Consider the following 21,855-nt stretch of genomic DNA (forward strand, 5'->3'; position numbering starts at 1 on the left):
AGTCATCAAAGATTCCTTTATAATAATAAAAACAGGGTATTAAAGATGAAGTTTCCTCAAATAGGGCCGGCATTTCTGGTCACTGCGGCATTTATCGGCCCTGGTACTGTTATAACCGCATCTCTTGCAGGTGCAAACTATGGCTTAACCTTAGTATGGGCACTTTTGTTTGCCATGATAGCGACTATTGTGTTGCAGGAAATGTCAGCACGACTTGGTATTGTAAGTCAGCAGGGCTTAGGCGAAAACATTCGCGCGGCAATAAAACAGCCCTTTCTAAAAGCAAGTGCAATTGTCTTGGTGGTTAGTGCCATTGTGATTGGCAATGGTGCCTACCAAAGTGGCAATATTTCCGGTGCAAGTTTGGGCTTAGTGAGCTTTGCCAAACAGCTAAATGTTGATGTGGCTTATGCAACTATCATTTTTCCTATCATCATTGGAGTCGTCGCTTTTCTTTTGTTGTTAACTGGCAGTTATAAAGTAATTGAGCGCGCGTTAGTGGTTTTAGTTGGCATGATGAGTATTGCATTTATATTAACTTTTTTAATCACTGAGCCTAAGTGGAGCGAGCTATTTAGCAGTTTTGTTGCATTTGAAGTACCAACGGGGGCAACGCTTACGGTAATAGCCTTAATAGGCACCACAGTAGTTCCTTATAATTTATTTTTACATGCCTCGACTGCAAGTGAAAAATGGCGCTCAAGCGACGATATCCCAAAAGCTAGAAAAGACTTATTAATTTCTATTCCTATTGGCGCTTTGATATCTATAGCTATATTGTCTACGGCAGCGTCGGCATTTTTTGGCCAGCAACTTTCTATTCAAAGTGCTGCCGATTTGGCACCTGCGTTACAGCCATTATTCGGTGATTGGGCAAGTATTTTACTTGGCATAGGCTTATTTTGCGCAGGAATTTCTTCTGCCATTACGGCCCCGTTGGCGGCAGCTTATGCCTTAAGTGGTATTTTAAATTTGGATAAAAGCCTGAATGCTTTTGGTTTTAGATTAACCTGGATGGTGATTCTTACCTTAGGCGTAACCATTAGTTGTGTCGGTATTAAACCGGTATCGATTATTTGGTTTGCACAAGTGGCTAATGGTTTGTTGTTACCTATCATTAGTTTGTTCTTACTTTGGATCATGAATACTAAAAAGCTTGGGCAATATCGTAACAATCGCTGGCAAAATATTGCCGCCGTCAGTGTTATATTGATCACGTTAATGTTAAGTGGCCGCAGTTTACTGTCAGCATTTGGTATGTTGTAAATTGGCTGTTTTACAGTAAGTGTTAATTGGTCAATAAAATGGCGTTAGTTTATCGTGCTGATCCACTAACGCCTGATATATTGCTTTATCGGAGCTAGAATAGTTACTTTTTGTCGTCAAACACCGCTTTTAAGTTATTAGCGAAAGTAATAAACTTTTCTTTAATTGTTCTTTTAATAGAGACATTAAGCGAGCCTAATACCACTTTTCCCTCGACTGTTATACTCGGGGCTTGTCGACCCGCTAACGATGGGGCTTTATTTTCAATACTGCTGACAATACCATATGTTTTACACACTACGTTGACGTTTTCAGGTACATAAATAGTAGAGCTACCTAAAAGACAATTGAGCTTAATTATCACATTTTGATGTTGAAATACCGCATCGGTAAAGTCCAACATTGCTTCGCCTAAAATACTATTAACGGTAATTACTTTCGGCACGTACCACTGGCCGCTGCGTTCAACATTTCCTAAAATGCTTTTTAGACTTAGTGCGTCGTCGTTATTTGAGGTTGAATAACTTGGAGTGAATTGATGTTCTTTTCTATCGTTATAGCTGTTATCGGCTTTTAGCGTTAGATCGGCTACTAAATCAACAATTTCCTGATGTGATTCACTATTCATTGCTTGATCTAATCGGCGCTCAAAAGCTGCTGAAGAAATCACACCATGACTATAGTTAAATATTAACTGGTCGATAGTTTCTTCTCGGACTTGTTCAATTGGACGATCTTCAAGAATTACGGTCATTTGTCACTCCATTGCAATTACTATTGATTATTTGGTTAGAATAGCTAATGGCATCAATAGTAGCAAAGTTAACGCCATAAATTAAAATGCTTAAATAACATTTGGTTATGGAGTTTTATGTTTTTTCTTAGTGTAAAATTCACCATCAATTAGTTAAAAGGCACAAATATTAAATATATTTGTGCCTTTTTAATGTCTTTAGCTAATGCTTTAATTCAGTAGCGCTAGCGGCTATTGAAGTAAATGAACTTGTTCGAAACGCTTAGCGGCACCATAAATCGAGATAACAGCCCAAATAATTTCTAGGGTGAAAACCGGCCAATTTTGGTCGAGCCACAATTGTGGTAGCAAAGTTAGGGCGGCGAAAGCATTCCAACATAAATAATATCTTGGCAGCATTTTTTCAGCACTAAAAAGTAAATAACATGCAGAAAATACAAAGGCAGATGTCCAACCCAGTAAGGTTAAGTTTGCCTGATTATAAAATATAAGTTGGGCAATAAAAGCAGCTAGCATAATGATAACGACGAGATTAAACAGTCGCTTGCTGAATTTTATTTTTGCTAAATCAACGTTAAGTAACAATGAAAGACTAATTATTGCCCAAAAGGCATTAATGACCACAGCTTGCCATGAATGATTAACCACAGAAGAAATAATCAAACAAATGGCAGCCGCGGCATTGGCGGTGTAATAAATAACCTTCCGCCAATTTTTATTGAGTGAAATGTATGCGTGATTGAGCAGGTATAAAATGGTTCCACACCAGCCGATAAGTGCTATGGTCATTATTGTAACTCGATATGCATATTGCGAACGTATAGCTCTTTGCCAACATGTGGGCCATTTAATAACACCACTTTACTTAAATCCATCATATTCTTATAAATACGATCGGTTTTTGACGGCGTTAGTATTTTATGGCTCCATTCAACAATCAACACTTTACTTCCTTGCGGCAGGGTATAGTAATCAATATTATTCCCGTCTTTAGACGACTGCCCGGTGATTAAAGGGTAACCTTCCGTCGTGATCAATTTTGCCACATCAATATCGGCCGGCTTATCATTATTGGTACCTTGTAAGTTGCTCATGCCTTGTTCATTCAGTGTTGTTAATGCATGGTCAATTTTTGCAATTATCGCCGCACCTTGGCTATTTTTTGCGGCAATAACATGCAAGCTTGAGGTATCTTGAAAATTGTTTAATGATAAAATGAGCTGTTTTCGTAGTGGAAAATTATGTTGTAAGTGATATTCCATTACGCTTTCTGTCATCGGTAAAATATCAATTTCATGATTAAAAAGTGCGGTTAACGCTTGGACTTCCGTGGTAAATACTTTGGCATTTTTGACGTCTTGGTCAATTGTTTCACCGTAACTATAACCGGCTACTCGTCCTAGTTTACTTTTATTCTCGTATGCCGCATTGGCTGACTCAGTTTGGTTAAATTCTCGATTGTAATAAATCTTAGTCGTTACTGAAAAAACGGCTTTTGAGAACAATACTTCTTTAGCGCGTCGAGCGGTTTTAAAGTAAGGAAAAGACGCTACACGTCGCTGTTGCTTTACTTGATAATAGGAAAGCTGGTAAGGACTGTAATGCCATTGTGTTTCTATATTTTCAAAATCGAATAATATTTCCATAAGTTGGGCTGCTGAACCTTTGCTCTGCCCAGGGGCATTAATATAAGGCGGCCAGGTATCGCTAAGCAAAGTGATTGTTTGTTGCGCTTGTGCTATTGGGGCAATAAGTATTAATGAGAATGCCGCTATAAAACGAGCACTATTTAAACGGTAAATACTGTTCATTTTTGTATATATTTTATCGAAGATTTTTATCAAAATAATTACCTAGATTTAATAAATTTATAAAGAAACACTAATAGTAAGGTTAAAAAGAAACCTGAGCCGAACATGACATCGGCATCTATTTCTGCAATAAACTGCAGCATAAATGAGCGACTGTCATCGTTAAAATCAAGTGTTGGGCGTGACATCATTTCACGGCTTAACTCGGTTAAATAAAGTGATAATTCGAAAACAGTGAAAAAGCTCAATGCCACAAGTAGCAAGTCGGTAAGTAGTGAGCTTCGTTCTCGTTTGGCGTTTTCTGTTTCTTCAATTTTGCTGGTGCATATGTCAATCATACGTTGACCGTTAGTGGCTAATTGCTCGAAATTCCAACAAGATAATATTTGTTCTAATATTTGCCGTTTATTGCGTGTTAAATATTTTAAATGTTCGTGGTAGTCAACCTGATGCATACGCGTATTAACTCGGCTCTTCGCGAGTTTTTGCTGGGCGTTGTCTGTTTTCCTGCCATTGTAAGCACTGTCGATTGCTTGCTTAAGCAATTTATTGCAGTGTTCTTGTGCGGCATAATAGTATTGCGCCAAAATCATACTGTCTAGACGCTCATCATTAAGAGCATTTGCATCGATAAGAACGTAATTTAACCAAGACATTGAATAATTTAATTGGCCGGAAATAATATCCGCAGCATCTTTTGGTCGATAAGTATGCGCTAACCAATGCGTTACCAATGCTTGTGTTTCTATTCGAGCTAAGCTTGATGAATCTAATAACAGCGCACGTGAGATCCAAAACGTTTTTGCTTCGACTGAAAAAGCTTCTGTTAAGGTAAAGTAGGTTTCACTTTTTGTTGTGCACATTGCGGTGATTTTTTCTGCGAAATCTTTATAAACGAGATTAAGCAACTCTTTTGATTTTGATTGCGCGATGGCTTCCAGTGCTTGGCTATCGTTGTTATTGTCAAACTCATGATTAATAACAACAATACCGATATTATTTGGAAATACATGAATAGCTAAATTTTCGACCAGCGCTGTATTTTGCCAAATAAAAAGCCGATGTTCCCAACTGTCTTTATCTATGGCTTCATATTCAAGGTTTGTTGTTGATTGCTGAGATACGTTTTGGCTTGCCAACGCTTTGGTAAATTTTGTTAAGAACTGCTGATAATTATCACTTGAGCGATCTGTTCCCGTTTTCAGTTCTATCGGGATATAAATAGGGGAGATGGTTTGAATTTTGACTTTTTGAGTGTCCATCTAGAATAATCCTTAATTTCTACAGGCGTACAAAATGTAACTGATAATAATGTTAATAGTGTAAAAGGATAATCTCTTTAAAGCCACTGATATTAATGCATTTTAATTGATTTTTAAGACTTTTAAGTGAAATGTGCTAGGTGATTGAATTGCACTTGCTTGTTTGAAAACAAAGAAATGTATTATCAGTTAATTGGTAATTTCTGCCTAACCCTATTAACAAGGCGATGAATTGAAGAAAGCTTTTATAACTCAATTTAACAAATTGACACAGTTCTGATCAGGATAAATAACGTAAAATGGTGATTGTTCAACTGATTTATAAAAATATATTTGCTATGTTTATCAATTCTTTGAAAAATTATGGTCAGTGATAAATGGTTGTGTATATTATTTATGTATTAAGTTGCTCGAATCCATATAAAGTTGATTTTTGTGTCTAAACTTAGACATAGTAAACGGTATCGAAATGAGTAAAGGATATTTGAATTGAAAGGATTTTACTGGCTTAGCTTTGTTTTTTTACTACCATTGTTTGTCAAGGCAAATGAACCTCTTAAAGTTGGTTTAATAGAAGGGGGCAGAGCGCCGTATTTTTTCGCAAAAAATGACACTAATACTGGTTTATACAAAGATATTTTATTGTCGATTTCCGAGTTAACTGACATTGAATTTTCCTTTGTCTATTTCCCTCAGGCACGTTTGCGCCGAATGATGATTTCTGGCCGATTGGATATTGAAATGGGCACTGATCCGCACTGGCGTCAGGAAGCTAATGAGATTGATATTGCAATATACTCGGAGCCGTTTATGGTTTCGCAAGAGTCTTGGGTGGTCTCTGCGCAAAATAAAGAAAGAATTGAAGAGTTTATCTCTAAGCCGGATACCGCGAAACCTTGCATTGTTTTAGGCTTTAATATCGAACGGAATATGAAAAATGCAAATATCGACGTCAAAGGCAATAGTGATCTGCATTTAATTGAAATGCTCACCAAGAAACGTTGCGATATAGCTATTATTCCCAATGCGGTGTTGGACCATTTTGATATTTTTCAAAATGATCTATTTGCGACCTTTGCAGCTCCAGAGCAGCATCAGCTTAGTATTCGTTTAGGGAAGGGACATCAGCATTTAATGCCAAAAATTAATAATGCCTTGAGACAATTAAAGAATAATGGCGAGATAGTACGTTTGATGAAAAAATATGGCATTAAAAACAGCCATTAAGTATTTTCTTTTTTGCAGCAATCTTTACCTGAAAGGGATAACCTGAAATTTATGTTCAAGCTTCGTTTAGTTAAATGGTTTATTACTGCACTGCTTTGTATTTCACCTTTCATTTCAGCGAGTTTCGCCGAGGAAAACCGTTCAATGGCTGAGTTGGCGTCGTTACTCGCTAATGTCAGTAAAGTGCATGTTTATAAACTTGATAATAGAGCATTAAAAGATAGCCTTGAACACCTCATTATCAATGATGAAAGAATTAAAGCTGTTCGCATTAAAGAGCTCGAACTTGGTGAGGTAGTTTTTAGTTATTATATTGATAACGATAAAAAAATCTTTAATCGCAGTATTCCAGAGCCAATATTAAACTATCAAAAATATTCTCAAAGTATCGTTTATGATCAACAAAACATTGCGATTATCGAATTGTATGTCAGCGAAGCACCGATTGCAGCAGGCGGGGTTTATTTTAATAGCGCGGAACGCGAGCTACTCAATAATGGTCAAGTTATTCGTATCGGAGTTGAGAACACTGATCCTCTTTCATTTAAAAGCAATGATACGTTAACGGGAATTAACATTGATTATGTTCAGCAATTAATTGCCGATACGCCGTTACAAGTTGAATTTGTCATGGGAACTTTTGTTGACTTACTTCAACAGCTAGAGCGAGGTGAATTGGATGTTGTTGCCGGCGTCTATTATCACCGTAGCAGAGAAAAACTCGGCTACTTCAGTCAGCCGATAATGAAAATTCGAGACTTTCTTTATGTAAATGACAACAATAAGCAAGTGCGCGGTTTAGAAGATTTACGTGGTAAAAAGGTTGCTATTGTTAATGGTTACTTGTCGATAAGTATTGTCCAAGAACAGTTTCCAGATGTCGAAGTGATAACCACAAATAACTTGATGGAATCAGTTACTTTGTTGATTAATAATGATGTTTCTGCGCTGATTGATGCGCAATTATTTGTTTCTCGTTTACAAGAAAAGAATGGCTTAACCGGCTTAAAAAGTATTCCTGTACATGAAATGCCGGCGAAAAACATTTACTTTTTAACCCATAAAAACTTGCCGCAATTAAGTTCAATTATCACTAAATTACAATCAAGTAAGCAAAGTATTAACTTGAAGAATATTATTACTAAATATGTTTTATCAACAAAAAGTGTCGAAACGGAATTAGATACTGATAACTTTATTCAGCAGTTTTCATCGACAATCATTTTATTAGTTGTACTGTTGTTAATGTTGATTCTGGTCGCTTATTTAGTAAACAAAACGGTTTCTTCAGACCGAGCGATATTAATTTTTGGCACTAAAGGCTTTGAAAAATTTATGCTAGTGGCAATAGCCTTGTTTGCCACCTTTATCATTCTCGCTAGCTGGATGATATTGGAACAACATAAAGATGAAGTTAAAAACAAAGTAAAACATGATTTGCAAAGAAGTCTAATACTAGCGGAGGATAAAGTCTCTGATGCTTTAGACCTATACATTGGCACCCTAGATTATGAGTTAAATGAAACCTTAGTTATTGATGATATTGGTGCTTTTATAAATGCCAAAGATGAAATTAGCCGACAAAGCGCCGCCGAGAGTATTGTGCAATCTTGGGAAAAATATTCTCGATTTACCCGCGCGTCCCATCGAAGTTTACTCGATTTAAATGGTCAAGCTTTATTCGGTGAAAAAACTGAAACCGTAAGTAAACTCGTTGCTAAACACCCTTTAGATTTTGCCAAAGCAAATGAGGGCAATCGTGTGCTTTTTTCTAGCAATATATGTGCAGATAGCTTGGTTGAGATGCCGACCTACAGCTGTATCGTTTTGCTAGAGCCGATTATTGATAAAGATCATAATATCATTGCGCTTTTACTTGATGAAATAAGTGCAAATGAGCTCTTTCTTGAGCAAGTCTATGCGATTTCTTCTGGTACTGCCGGACGTTTATTTGCAACCAATTGGCAGGGTGACTATCTGGTTAATCAAACCATTCTAGATGCGCTATTTAAAGCTGGTAGGCAAGAGTTTGCGACTAAATTAACTAAAGGTTTGTATATAGATCGCCCATATATTGATGTTGAAGAGAATATTGGCAGTGGCAACGTTCAGTTTTCTCGCCAAGTGGTGGAATATCGTGATTTTAATGGGAATGATATTCTGGCGTTTTATTTTTGGAATGCCAACTACAATTATGGCCTAGTGATTGAAACGACAGCAGATGAAGCATACAGCTCATTTCAGTTATTGAGACGCAGTGTCGTCTTATTAATTCTAATTGTCATGTCATTCGCCGTTCCTTCAATTTTATTAACATTAAAATTGGGGCGTAAAGCAAATGAAAATTTATGTGAGGCAAAAGATAGTTTAGAAGTATCAAAAATAAAGTTAGAGAAGTTGGTTACCGAACGCACTAAAAAACTGGTGAATTTGGAAGAACAAGGTCGCTCAATTCTTTCATCAGTTGGACAAGGCTTACTCGGCGTTGATGTGAATGGCCAGCTGCTATTTGTTAATGACAGCGCACTGGCGATATTAGGTTTTAGCGAAAAGGATTTAACGGGCATTAATGTGCTGGCGTTGGTGGTTACTGGCAATGCTGAGCAAGTTATTGCACCAGAACATCTTTTTTATAAAACCATTACTGAAGGTGGCGTGTTTAATTCCGATCAAGAAACCTTTTATCATCAAAAAGGCACAAGTATTCCGGTGGAATATACCAGTAGGGCGATTGTAAATAATGACACGATAAAAGGTTGTGTGGTTGTTTTTAGTGATATCAGCAGTCGCTTAAAAATGCAAAACGAATTAAAGCAAGCCAAAATTGATGCAGAGCAAGCGTCTCGGGCTAAAAGTGAGTTTTTAGCCAATATGAGCCATGAAATTAGAACGCCGATGAATGCCATTATTGGTATGTCTCATTTGGCATTGCAAACCGCTTTAGATAATAAACAACGAAATTATATTCAAAAAGTCAGTAGTTCAGCACAATCCTTATTGGGCATTATTAACGATATTCTTGATTTTTCTAAAATTGAAGCTGGTAAGCTGAAAATGGAAGAGCGGAAATTCAAGCTCGACGATATGTTGTCAGAACTTGCCAATGTTATTGGCGTAAAAGCTGATGAAAAGGACTTGGAAATTATATTTTCTTTGGCGGCAGATTTACCTTTGACCGTTGTTGGTGACTCACTAAGATTGAGTCAAATATTACTAAATTTATGTAATAACGCGATTAAATTTACCCATAGTGGTGAGGTTTTAATAGCGGTTAAGCTGCTTAGTGAGTCTGAGTCAAGTGTGCAACTACAATTTGATGTAACCGATACCGGTATTGGCATGACAGAAGAGCATTTAGGGAAATTGTTCCAATCTTTTAATCAAGCGGATTCTTCAACAACACGTCAATACGGTGGCACAGGCTTGGGGCTGGTTATTTGTAAGAACCTGGTGACATTAATGGATGGTGAAATTTCCGTAAAAAGTGTTTTTGGTCAAGGAACGACATTTTCATTTCAAGTATCATTGAAAAAAGGTGAAGCAAAGGAACATGATTTAGCAGTTTTTTCTGCTAAAAATGTCAAAAATGTTTTAGTGGTTGACGACAACAAAACGGCATTAGAAATATTGTCAACCATGTTACTTTCATTAAGGCTTAATGTGGTCTCGGCGCAAAGTGCAGAGCAAGCATTAAAAATTATTTCGGATAATAAGCAAGCATTTGATGTGATAATTAGTGATTGGTGTATGCCTATCGTGGATGGTGTAGATTTTATTCAGCAAGCGAAAGATTATTATCTGCAATATTTGCCCTCACAGGCATTGCCTAAGTTTATGCTGGTTACCGCTTTTAGCTGGGAAGATGCCCAAGAAAAGTCTGAAGGCTATGAAGCTAATTTAATTCAAGCGTTTTTAAGTAAGCCGATAACCTATTCAGCATTAATAAAAGGCATTGAATATGCGGTAGGTTTTCGCAGTGATTTAAATTTAACCCCAGAAACTATTGATGAAGCGATTGCTGAAACAACCGAGCCTCTTAAAGGGGCGCGTATTTTATTGGTTGAAGATAATGAGATTAATTTGGAGCTGGCAGAGGAAATTTTAGTCAGTCGAGCCATTGATGTTACGACAGCACTTAACGGCCAAGAAGCCGTTGATATAGCGAATGAAGAAAAATTTGATGGTATTTTAATGGATTGCCAAATGCCAATAATGGACGGCTACCAAGCCACTCGGAGTATTCGACTCAGTGGAGAGAATATGACCACACCCATTTTGGCTATGACCGCAAATGCCCTTGTGGGCGATAAAGAAAAGGCATTGGCTAGTGGTATGAATGATCACATTGCCAAGCCTATCGATATCAAAGATATGTTTTCTAAAATGGCTAAGTGGATCCAAGTGACTGGCAATAGGCATTTGGAGAAAGTAAATGTTGGCATTAATAGCAATGGTGAATTGGCAGAAAAATCAGTTGTAAACATTAATATTCCAGCATTAAATGTTGTTAAAGGCTTGGCAACATGTCAGGGAAATGAAGCGCTTTATTTGAAATTACTAGGCAAGTTTGTCGCAAGTGAAACTAATTTTCATGCTAGCTTTATGACCACTTTTGCGCAAGGTAACATTGATGAATGCAAGTTGATGGCTCATACGCTCAAAGGTGTGGCGGGAAATATTGGCGCTGAAACGATTTATAATCAAGCACTAGAGTTAGAAACATTATTTGCTCAGCCTAAGTTTAGAGATGAGGACGTAGCAGACATTTGTCAGGATATTTTAAATGATATCAATGAAATACAACATGCCTTGCAGAATTTAGTAAACGGTGAAGATGATCACAGCAATGCTATCCACATGAGTAATGATGAGTTACTGGCACTGTTGCAAGAAGCCGAGCTATATATATTAGAAGATGATACCAGCGCGATTGAAGTCGTTGAAAAAATCAAAATTGGCAATTTCAGTAATGAGATCAATACATTGGTAACACAATTAGTAAATAATGCTAATGCTTATGAATTTGATGATGCTCATCAAATCATCAAACGTATACGAGCACAGCTATAGTGTGCCTTTGGAGATAACTGTTATGGATAAACTTACTATATTAGTCGTCGATGATACCCCAACTAATATTGATGTATTAAAAGGTGTGTTGCAGGATAAATATCGAATTAAAGTGGCATTAAATGGTCCTAAAGCTATTGATATAGCAAGAAAAAATAGTGATATATCTATGATTTTGCTTGATGTGATGATGCCAGATATGGATGGCTATCAAGTATGCAAAATACTGAAGTCGGATGCATTGACGCATAATATTCCTATTATTTTTATCACTGCAAAGTCGTCAGCATCCGATGAAAAACAAGGTTTAGCGTTAGGCGCGGTAGATTATATTAGTAAGCCGATACAGCCTGATATTGTTAAAGCGCGGGTAAAAACGCAGATGTTGTTACTAAATCAACAGAAACATTTAGAGCATTTGGTTGAAGAGCGCACGAAAAAATTGCAAGAAACTCAGTTAGAAATTCTTCAGTGTTTAGGGCGTGCTGCTGAATATAAAGATAATGAAACGGGTAAGCACGTGATGAGAATGAGCGAGTACTCTCGCATTATTGCTGATCATATCTCTGAAAATAAGCATTGGGTGAAACTGATTTATTTAGCGGCTCCCATGCATGACGTTGGAAAAATTGGTATACCGGATGAAGTACTGCTTAAGCCAGGGAAATTTGAGCCAGACGAGTGGGAGTTAATGAAACAACACCCATTAATTGGCGCACAAATTTTAGGCGCAGACAAATCTGAAGTGCTATCTATGGCGCGCGAAGTGGCACTTTCACACCATGAAAAATGGGATGGTAGTGGTTACCCCGATGGCCTACAGGGTGAAGATATTCCCTTGTCAGGACGAATTGTTGCCGTCGCAGATGTGTTTGATGCCTTAACGTGTAAACGCGCATATAAGAAAGCATGGACATTTGAAGAAGCCAGTGAATATATTCTCTCTAATGCAGGCAGTCATTTTGATCCTGATATATGCGAAGCCTTTAGCAAAGTGCAAGGTAAGTTTCGTGAGATTTACGAGGCGATAGTAGATTAGGTGCAAAAACATTATGTTGAATAATCTACTTAAAATAGATTACCAGAACGAGAGTCATTCTTACCGTTGGTTGTGGGCGTCAATATCATTAGTTCAGTTTAGTATTGGTTACTATGTTTTTATTTATGATCAATTTGATATGCCGATTTACCAAATTAACTTATCAGTATACATCTTGAGTTCAGTCTATTTTGCGGTACGTTTGGGCTATAGAAAAACCACAATTAGCAGCAATTATTTACATGGTGCTATTACCTTGTCAGGAGTTAATTGGGTATTGATGGCCGTTGCCACCAATCAAATTTGGTCGGCCAATATGGCGTCGGAGAAAATATTATTAATTGGTTTTTTTTCGACACTGATTTGTTTTAGCGCTAATGCCTTATTATTAGTGATCAGTACCTTGCCAATCATTATTGCGGATATAGTTTTTAAAGCTTATGTGCGAGAGTTAGATGGCATTAACTTATATGTTTCGATTGCCAAATTCCCATTATTTATTTTAGCAACGATTTTTACGACGTTACATTTTAATCGTGAGTTACGCCAAAGCAATGATCAAAACATTTTATTAAATACAGAGTTGGTTAAGTTAAAAAACACTGATCCATTAACTGGATTAAATAATCGTCGTGTTTTTGAAGACAAATTGGCTTATGCGATTAATGTTCATAAACGTTTGGGCCAACCTGTGTCACTAATGATTTTAGATATTGATTTTTTTAAAAATTATAATGACACACTTGGGCATCCTGCCGGCGATGAATGCTTAATTAACATTTCAAAATTACTGAAAGAGCGTTTGCAACGTCGGTCCGATGTTTTAGCTAGAATTGGTGGCGAAGAATTTGCTGTTGTTTTACCGGGCACTAACCTTGAGCAATGCCTTACCTTAGCGCAGTCGCTTATTTTAACTGTTCAGCAAGGAGCCATTCCACATCCAGACTCTAGTATCGCGAAAACTGTGACGGTCAGCATTGGTGCCGCATGTTCAGAGCAACTAAGCGAATGCAGCTCATTTAACTTGTATAAGGGTGCAGATGAAGCTTTATATCGAGCGAAAGAGCTGGGGCGAAATAGAGCAGAGAGTTAGTGCTTTATATTACTATTAGGAATACATATACATTGATAGCATAACAAATATGTTTGTTTGAATAAGCTAGGGGAAAATCGATAAAAATCAGATGCTATTCGGTGAAATATTGTTAATATTGTCTGAGTATGGTTTTTAGTCAATTGATTTTTTTGTTATTATGCGTCTTTGATAAATACATCTGAAAAGGTGTAATAATAATAAATTAAAGGACTAAATATGAATCGTAATATCATCACGACGGCACTTCTTTTAACACTCTCTGCGTGTGGTGGTTCAGGAGGTTCGTCTAGTTCAGACAACCAATCTTCTAACAATACCACTCCACCACAACAATCAGCAATAACCATTCAAGCAGTTTATATTGATGCTTGCGGCAACGAAACCAATGCTACAGATGCTGCATTATTAATCCATAACAGTGATTATTCTAACAAACAAATTGTCAATGCTAATGTTAGTGGTGAAATGAGTTACTTGTCTGATAATGCTACAGAAACAATTTCAATAGTTATGCGTGGCAGTGAGTTAGTCGATGGCGTAAAACCTATTGAGCTTACAACCTATGTAGATCATCCTGTTATTGATATGGGTGTTATTTATATTAATACAAATGATAAAAGCCAATGTAGTTGTGAAGTGGTAGATTTAAGAGTGAATGTTCCCGCACGTCCAAATGACTTAGGCAGTCCATACATTGATGGCGAAGAGCAATTTCAAGAAGTTTATGGTGCGCAAGGTTATGCACAATATACAGGGATAGAAAGATGTTCTAGCCCTGGAACGAATAAATCACCATTAAGTGTTCATGTAGATTATTTCGGGCCAGAAGAATCATTTGCAAACTATATTACCGAAACTCCCTTACCTTCTGAGATAGATACCGTTGTTTTAGGTACGCCAGCTAGTGTTCTGTCACCAAATGCTAATCGCCAAATCTCTGCCTTTATCGATGGAGAGTACCATTTTAGAAGTTATGCTTATGATGATATAACAAATATTTATTCATACCCTTTTGAAGGTATTGAGTTTTATTCTGTCGATGCTTATAGCTTTGAAGATCTATATGGTATCCCTGATGTAGATTCTGCCTATTTATTTTCATTAAAGAGTGAGAATACCCGCAATATTAATCAGACGTTTGATTTGCCAATGGTTAGTGTAGATTATGCTGAACTATTGGCAATTCTAGTGAGTGACTCAGGAGAGTATGACTTTAGCAGTAGCAACGCTTTTGATTACATGACGGTTAGCGTTACAGCTTCAGGTTATGCAGGCGATATTCTAGATTGGTATATGTATGCGCCAACATCAGGTATGGTGCCCAAAATTGAGAATATTGATCTAAGCCAGTTTATGAGTGACTCAGAGTTTGAAGCGCGTGCAGAGAGTTTAAATATGAGTGTAGGGGCAAGAGGATATCAAGGAATTACCAGCTATAGTGATTTTTTACAAAGTAAAGTAAACAGAAAGCAAGAAGATTTCATTCAAGATAAATGGGCAAAAAGTGATAGAGTTAATTTTAGAATATTCATGAGTGGGGTTCAGTTGTCTAATTTAGCTAATGTTTTGTCAGCTAAAAGCCAAACTACAAATGCAGCCCCTAATGTACTTACTAGAGCAAAAAATGATGATAAAAGTAATTTGCCGACAAGGCTAATGCAACAAGAAATAGAGTCTGAACATTAGAGATTTAAAGTGAAAAATTAAAAGCCCTTAAACAAGTAGGTTTAAGGGCTTTTTTATGTTATTAATTTAATTGGTTAATATTTAAAAACCACACTGTTTACCTTGGTTTTTCTCTTTTAACCAAGTATGCAGTGGTGCAAAGTAATCAAGAATTGCGGTTGCATCCATTTGCTCGCTACCGGTTAAAACTTTGTAAGCTTCTTGCCATGGCTTGCTTGAGCCCATTTCAAGTACGGTATTTAATGCTGTGCCAGCATCTTTGTTGTTATAAATTGAACAACGGTGAATAGGATCGGTATTACCTGAAATCTCACAAAGCGCACGATGGAATTCAAATTGCTGAATATGTGCTAAGAAATAACGAGAATATGGCACGCCGCCTGGTACATGGTATTTAGCGCCTGGGTCAAAGGCATTAGCATCACGATCGATAGGTGCGGTTACACCTTGATATTTTTCACGTAATTCCCACCATGCACTGTTGTAGTTTTCAGGAGTAACTTCACCTGAATAAACTTTCCAACGCCATTGATCAACCATTAAACCAAATGGAATAAAGGCCACTTTCTCTAATGCCATCTTCATCAGTAAACCAATATCTTTTGACTCATCAGGGATAGTGTCAATTAAACCAATTTCTTTTAAATATTTTGGTGTTACTGAAAGGGCAATGGTGTCACCAATCGCTTCATGGAAACCATCGTTCGCACTGTTTTGATAGTAAACTGGTTGGTTTTGGTAAGCACGTTGATAGAAGTTATGTCCTAGCTCGTGGTGAATAACAGAAAATTCTTCGCCAGTTTTTTGAATACACATTTTAATGCGGATATCGTCTTTAGCGTCTAAATCCCATGCTGAAGCATGACATACCACGTCGCGGTCAGCAGGTTTTGTAAATAATGAACGTTGCCAAAATGTTTCTGGCAGTGCTTCAAAACCTAAAGAAGTAAAGAAAGTCTCTGCGCCTTTAACCATTTTGATTTCATCATAGTTATTAGCGGCAAGCTGTTCAGTAACGTCATAACCTGGATCGGCATTTTCAGGAGCAACTAAATCATAAATATTACCCCAAGATTGTGCCCACATATTACCAAGCAAGTGAGCAGGAATTGGTTTATCTTGTGGTACTTTATCTTCACCATAAGTTTCACCTAATTCAGAGCGCACATAACAATGTAGGTCATCGTAAAGTGGCTTCACTTGTCCCCATAAACGGTCAAGCTCTTTAGCAAATTCGTCCGCAGGCATATCGTAGTTTGAACGCCACATTGCCCCTAAGTCAGAATAACCTAAACCTTGTGCACCTTCATTTCCAAGCTCAGCTTGACGAATGTATAAAGGTTTCATGTCAGGACTGATAGTTCGCCAACCTTGCCACATTTCTAATAATTCGTTGTAGTCGCGAGAGCTTGCCATTTTAGCGGTCATTTGCCCTAAACTTAAGGTTTCACCGGCTTTAGTCGTGTATTTACCTTTACCGTACATGCTACCAAGTTCAGCACCAATTTTTGCTAATTCTGCTGACTTTGCTGAATCTTGCGGAGCCGGCATCACTAAACTTTGCTTTAAGATGTTAAGCTTACGACGTTGATCTTCACTTACTTTAACGTCATCAAATTTTGCCGCTGCCATGGCAAAACGTACACCAGCTTCTGTTGATCTTTGATCTGCTTCTGCAGCTAATGCCGAAGTGTCTTCAGTAATAAAGTTGGCATTGATCCACGCGGCTCGACTGCCTTCAATATTTAGTTGTACAATTTCTTTTGCAGTATCTTTTAAAAACGTCTCAGCATCTTTTTGCGTCAGTGTTTGACTGACATTTTTAGTTGTTGCTGCCGGTTCATTTTTTACTTGATTATCACCATTACAAGCAGTCAAGCTTGCAGCAACGAAAATAGCTGCTGTGGTTAATTTAAATGTAGGTTTCATAATTATCCGTTCTTGTTTTAGTTGGCGCTAAGCACGCGCTTTAATAAACGTAAAAATAAGCTCTTAGCTATAGTAAATTGAGATTGTGCACTTCGCAACAATATTGCGCTATATGACAAAGAATAACGGATGAAACTAAATTTTAGGCAAAAAAAAGCTCAGCGAAAGGGGTGCTGAGCCATTATATAAATATACTAGGGAAAGTATGAAATTTGCTTTTCAAAGTCTCCAAATAAAAAGCACAATAATAATATCGCTAATAGCTGTTTTTAACTGTGATGATTCTGTTACATTTTGTAATCGAAAAATAAAAATTTATTTCAGGCAAAAAAAAAGCTCAACCAAGAAGTTGAGCTAAAAAATATACTAGGGAGAGTATAACAAAATCACTATTTAAACATCGGCTGTTTAAAAGTTGCGATAATAATAGCGAGTCGATGTGTTTTTTACTGTGTTAATTAAGTAATAGTTTGTAATGTAAACGTCTGTTTATTGTTTGCTGTTGCTGTGATGAATTTCAGGCAAAAAAAAGCTCAACCAAGAAGTTGAGCTAAAAATATACTAGGGAGAGTATAACAAAATCACTATTTAAACATTGGGTGTTTAAAAGTTGCGATAATAATAGCGAGTCGGTGTGTTTTTTACTGTGCTAATTAGGTAAAAGTTTGTAATAAACAAATCTAATAAAGGATGGTTGCGTTATTTAAAACGCTTGTTTAAACTGAGCGTATTAATTTCACAAAAACTATCTATACGGCGTTATACATCTATGAGCACAAAGAATAAAATATTAGACGCAGCAGAGAACTTATTTGCAGATAAAGGTTTTAATGGTACGTCTTTACGTGAAATTACTAGCCAGGCGGAAGTTAACTTAGCGGCGGTAAATTATCATTTTGGTTCAAAAAAAGAATTGATCAAAGCCGTTATGTCTCGCTATATGAATGAATTATCGCCTCGTTTAGAAAGTGCACTTGTTGATGTTTGTCATGGTGAAAAGCCGACCTTAGTTGAGGTTTTTTCTGCTTTTATTGAGCCTTTGTTATCGCTTAATGAGTTTAAAGATAACGGTACCAGTAATTTTTTACAGTTGTTAGGGCGAGGCTATACCGATAGCCAAGGTTTTTTACGTTGGTTTTTAACCACGCAATATCCGGGTGTTATTGATAACTTTGTGTTAGCGGTGCAAAAAGCTTACCCAGAATTAACTGCAGAAGAAATGTTCTGGCGCTTACATTTTACTATGGGCACGGTAGTTTTTACTATGTCATCAAGCGATGCGTTGATTGATATAGCCCAAAGTGATTTTGAGCGTAACCTGCAAATATCTGACGTGATACGAAATGTCATCCCATATGTTGCTGCGGGAGTTGGTGCTCCTATGCCAACAGCTATGCACGGATAAAATTTCATAGTAAAACGTTATAAGCTACTTTGTTTGTTGGCTTTAATTCGGTAGAGTAGCAGCATCTCAAACTATTGAAGTGCTGTTATGGGCCCTGTCATGATGGATGTGCAAGGCACATCACTTTCACAAGAAGATAAAGAAATTCTCCAACACCCGCTGGTTGGCGGACTCATCTTTTTTACTCGAAATTACCAATCACCAGATCAAATTAGCGAATTAAGTGCACAAATTCGCACTGCGGCGCAAAAGCCAATATTGCTAGCTGTTGATCATGAAGGTGGACGCGTGCAAAGGTTTCGCGACGGTTTCTCGCTGATCCCAGCTATGGGCAGCCTTTGGCAAATGGCCGAGCAAAATTTAGCTCGAGCAAAATTATTAGCGAAACAAAGCGGTATTTTAATGGCCTTGGAAGTGCAAGCCGTTGGCATCGATATTAGTTTTGCCCCAGTACTCGATATTAATAATATTAGCGACGTTATTGGTGATCGAAGTTTTCATCATGAAGTTGATTATGTGACTGAATTAGCCGAAGCCTTTATTAGTGGTTTGCACTTGGTTGGCATGAAGGCCACAGGGAAACACTTTCCTGGCCATGGTAGCGTAAAAGCCGACTCTCATATTGATTTACCGATTGATATACGCTCACAAGCTGATATTTTCCAGCAAGATTTACTACCATTTAAACAGCTTATCGCTAAGGGAAAAGTGGACGCATTAATGCCTGCTCATGTTATTTTCCCAGAAGTTGATAACCAAGCTGTTGGCTTTTCTCGCTATTGGTTACAAACCATATTGCGTGAACAGTTAGGTTTTACTGGTGTCATTTTTAGTGATGATCTGTCTATGGCAGGAGCTGCTAGCGCAGGTGGCTATATTGAACGCGCCGAAGCGGCACAAAGTGCTGGTTGTGACATGTTGCTCCTTTGTAATAATCGTCGGGGTTGTATAGAGGTTTTGGATGGCGCGAACATTGTCAGTGATGAAAAAAGTAATATGCGACTTACAAAGCTATTAAAAGATCCTCGCCATATTAATCCATGGTCAACCCTGACCGCACTTCCTGCATGGCAAGAAGCGAGTCAGCTACTCAACGGCTATCGGTAACTTATTGCCAGCACATACCGTTCAAATTAAAAATAAAAACTATAAGAAATTACCTGGTCGAATTTATGAAATTATCTAAACAGTTGTTTATCCCGTTAGCCCCCATTTTAGCCGTAGTATTTTACTTTTTTTTGCAAGCAATAGGTTTAGAAGGTAAGCCGGCTATTGCCGCATCTATTACCTTACTTACGGTTATTTGGTGGGTGACGGAGGCAATTCCTATTCCGGCGACTTCACTCGTGCCGTTTGCATTATTACCCTTGTTCGGCATTGTCGACCATAAATCGGTTGCCTCGGCACTAGGAAGTCACGTTATTTTATTGTTGATGGGTGCTTTCATGCTCTCTAAAGCCATTGAAAAAAGTGGGGCGCATGAACGCTTAGCGGTTTATATGGTAAAACTGGTTGGAGTTAGTAGTGGCCGGCGTATGGTATTTGGCTTTATGTTAGCTAGTGCCTTTTTGAGTATGTGGATCTCCAATACCGCCACGACGTTGATCATGCTACCTATTGCATTAGCGATTTTAAAGCATATTGATAATCAAAACTTAAAAGTAGCGCTTATCTTAGGTATTGCCTATGCCGCAAGTGTTGGAGGAGTGGGTACTCCCATTGGTACACCGCCGAATGTCATTTTTATGGGCATTTATGAAGAGCAAACGGGGGTAGAATTTGGTTTTCTACAATGGATGAAAATCGGTGTGCCGATTGTATTATTAGCCATCCCATTGATTGCGTTTTGGTTAACCAGAAACGTAAAGCTAGAGCATGAAATACATTTACCAACATTAGGTCCTTGGCGTAAAGAAGAGAAACGAACATTATGGGTATTTGGCTTAACGGCTTTAGCTTGGATCACCCGCAAAGAACCGTTTGGTGGTTGGAGTGGCGTATTAGATGTAAATATCGCGGGTGATAGCACTGTGGCTTTGTTTGCTGTTGTTTTGATGTTTCTAGTGCCTAATGGTAAAGGCTCTCGCTTATTAGACTGGGAAAGTGCGAAAACCATTCCGTGGGGCATGTTATTACTATTCGCTGGTGGTATTGCCTTAGCGAAAGGTTTTGTTGCCTCAGGTTTAAGCGGGCTATTAGGCGATTGGTTAGCGTCATTTTCGAATTTACCGGTTATTTTGATGATAGTGACAATTTGTTTGGTGGTGACATACTTAACTGAAATCACCAGTAATACGGCAACGGCAACCTTGTTAATGCCGATACTTGCCGCAGCAGCAATCGCATCTGGCTATGATCCAAAAGTGCTAATGGTACCGGCAGCAATATGTGCGAGTTGTGCATTTATGCTACCAGTAGCAACCGCGCCAAACGCTATCGCTTATGGTACAGGTGAAATTGAAATTAAAGATATGGTGAAAGAAGGGGCGATACTGAGCTTTATCGTTGCTTGTTTAGTGGGAATAATGTGCTACTTGCTGCTGATTTAGCTTATATTACCCTGTACTATTAAACAATAAAAAAGCAGCACATTGTGCTGCTTTTTTGTCGTCTACTTTATTGTTTGATAGCCAAACTTTTTCAAGTGCAACAGAGTTATAAACTGAAAGTTCAACAGCCCCTAGACACTAGAACATCTTTTCTTTTAACAAGCGTGCTAATAATACAATGGTGAAAGCTAAACTGTAACCTGCAAAAATGGCGACCATAACTTGCGGCATAGTAAAGCCCATAAACTGCCATTTTATATCACCACAGTCACCAGTTGCTTCAAATAAAGCAGGTAACCATTCATGTAATGGTGCCCAAGAAGGAAAGTTTGGAATAAATTCACAGCTAAATAAAAACGACATAGTTGTAGACTGCATTTCAACATGCTCTAAAGCGATCAGCAGTCCCCAAATGGCGCCTGTTGCCCATAACCCGTATGCTGCAATGCGTGCTAATACAAATTGACACCCTAAAGCACCAATAACACCGGCCAAGAAAATGCCCCAAATAGCGGTACGTTGATAAATACACATAATGCAGGGCTCAAGTCCCATAACATATTGAAAGTAAAGCGCGCAGAGTTCAAAGCCCAGCGCACTAACAGCGAGAAGTTGCCAGGCTCGCTGGTTAAGAGATAATTGACTTAAGAAGTTCACGAAATATCACCTTTAACAAGATTTTTATTATTCATATTGCAAAGCATGCTAGCAATAATCAAAAAGCGCCACAAGGGCGCTTTTGTTAGATTTTATATCAACTT

15 protein-coding genes are annotated in these 21,855 nt (G+C 37.8%); 9 read left to right on the forward strand and 6 right to left on the reverse strand.

What is annotated here, in order from left to right; all coding sequences use genetic code 11:
- Window positions 1–45: 45 nt before the first annotated feature.
- A complete protein-coding gene (locus AC27JP_RS11755; protein WP_487115274.1) occupies window positions 46–1,266 on the forward strand; it encodes an Nramp family divalent metal transporter in 1,221 nt (406 codons plus the stop codon).
- 103 nt (window positions 1,267–1,369) lie between these two features.
- On the opposite strand, the gene AC27JP_RS11760 is transcribed toward AC27JP_RS11755, so the two are convergent.
- The 4 genes from AC27JP_RS11760 to AC27JP_RS11775 all read right to left on the reverse strand — a co-directional run bounded on the left by AC27JP_RS11760 (window position 1,370) and on the right by AC27JP_RS11775 (window position 5,093).
- Window positions 1,370–2,020, reverse strand: coding sequence for a LiaF domain-containing protein (locus AC27JP_RS11760; RefSeq protein ID WP_487115276.1), 651 nt, complete (start codon window positions 2,018–2,020; stop codon window positions 1,370–1,372).
- A gap of 231 nt (window positions 2,021–2,251) precedes the next feature.
- On the reverse strand, window positions 2,252–2,809 hold the full coding sequence (locus tag AC27JP_RS11765; RefSeq protein ID WP_487115278.1) for a CBU_0592 family membrane protein: 558 nt from the start codon (window positions 2,807–2,809) through the stop codon (window positions 2,252–2,254).
- Window positions 2,809–3,864: a substrate-binding periplasmic protein gene (locus AC27JP_RS11770; protein ID WP_487115280.1), complete on the reverse strand. Its 1,056-nt coding sequence runs from the start codon at window positions 3,862–3,864 to the stop codon at window positions 2,809–2,811. The genes AC27JP_RS11765 and AC27JP_RS11770 overlap by 1 nt, the downstream gene beginning before the upstream one ends.
- Window positions 3,865–3,869: 5 nt before the next feature.
- Window positions 3,870–5,093 (reverse strand): hypothetical protein, encoded by a 1,224-nt coding sequence (locus AC27JP_RS11775; protein ID WP_487115282.1) that lies wholly within the window; start codon window positions 5,091–5,093, stop codon window positions 3,870–3,872.
- A gap of 489 nt (window positions 5,094–5,582) precedes the next feature.
- Between AC27JP_RS11775 and AC27JP_RS11780 the strand changes: the two genes are divergently transcribed.
- From AC27JP_RS11780 to AC27JP_RS11800, 5 genes are all read left to right on the forward strand, one after another.
- On the forward strand, window positions 5,583–6,320 hold the full coding sequence (locus AC27JP_RS11780) for a substrate-binding periplasmic protein (RefSeq protein WP_487115284.1): 738 nt from the start codon (window positions 5,583–5,585) through the stop codon (window positions 6,318–6,320).
- Between the two features lie 51 nt (window positions 6,321–6,371).
- On the forward strand, window positions 6,372–11,390 hold the full coding sequence (locus AC27JP_RS11785; RefSeq protein ID WP_487115285.1) for a response regulator: 5,019 nt from the start codon (window positions 6,372–6,374) through the stop codon (window positions 11,388–11,390).
- 22 nt (window positions 11,391–11,412) lie between these two features.
- Window positions 11,413–12,429: an HD-GYP domain-containing protein gene (locus tag AC27JP_RS11790; RefSeq protein WP_487115287.1), complete on the forward strand. Its 1,017-nt coding sequence runs from the start codon at window positions 11,413–11,415 to the stop codon at window positions 12,427–12,429.
- Between the two features lie 13 nt (window positions 12,430–12,442).
- On the forward strand, window positions 12,443–13,522 hold the full coding sequence (locus AC27JP_RS11795) for a GGDEF domain-containing protein (RefSeq protein ID WP_487115289.1): 1,080 nt from the start codon (window positions 12,443–12,445) through the stop codon (window positions 13,520–13,522).
- Between the two features lie 219 nt (window positions 13,523–13,741).
- Window positions 13,742–15,211, forward strand: a complete 1,470-nt coding sequence (locus tag AC27JP_RS11800; protein ID WP_487115291.1) for a hypothetical protein — start codon at window positions 13,742–13,744, stop codon at window positions 15,209–15,211.
- Window positions 15,212–15,292: 81 nt separating this feature from the next.
- Here the strand turns inward: AC27JP_RS11800 and AC27JP_RS11805 are convergent, their stop codons facing one another.
- Window positions 15,293–17,140, reverse strand: coding sequence for a M2 family metallopeptidase (locus AC27JP_RS11805; RefSeq protein ID WP_487115293.1), 1,848 nt, complete (start codon window positions 17,138–17,140; stop codon window positions 15,293–15,295).
- A gap of 769 nt (window positions 17,141–17,909) precedes the next feature.
- Here AC27JP_RS11805 and psrA point away from each other — a divergent pair.
- From psrA to AC27JP_RS11820, 3 genes are all read left to right on the forward strand, one after another.
- Entirely contained in the window at window positions 17,910–18,545 is a 636-nt protein-coding gene (gene psrA, locus AC27JP_RS11810; protein WP_487115295.1) for a TetR family transcriptional repressor PsrA, read from the forward strand.
- An 87-nt stretch (window positions 18,546–18,632) separates the two neighbouring features.
- On the forward strand, window positions 18,633–19,652 hold the full coding sequence (gene nagZ, locus AC27JP_RS11815; RefSeq protein ID WP_487115297.1) for a beta-N-acetylhexosaminidase: 1,020 nt from the start codon (window positions 18,633–18,635) through the stop codon (window positions 19,650–19,652).
- 65 nt (window positions 19,653–19,717) lie between these two features.
- A complete protein-coding gene (locus tag AC27JP_RS11820) occupies window positions 19,718–21,094 on the forward strand; it encodes an SLC13 family permease (protein ID WP_487115299.1) in 1,377 nt (458 codons plus the stop codon).
- Between the two features lie 138 nt (window positions 21,095–21,232).
- Here the strand turns inward: AC27JP_RS11820 and dsbB are convergent, their stop codons facing one another.
- Entirely contained in the window at window positions 21,233–21,751 is a 519-nt protein-coding gene (gene dsbB, locus AC27JP_RS11825) for a disulfide bond formation protein DsbB (RefSeq protein ID WP_487115301.1), read from the reverse strand.
- Between the last annotated feature and the right edge of the window lie 104 nt (window positions 21,752–21,855).

Source organism: Colwellia sp. SU-HH01172, from assembly GCF_057553355.1.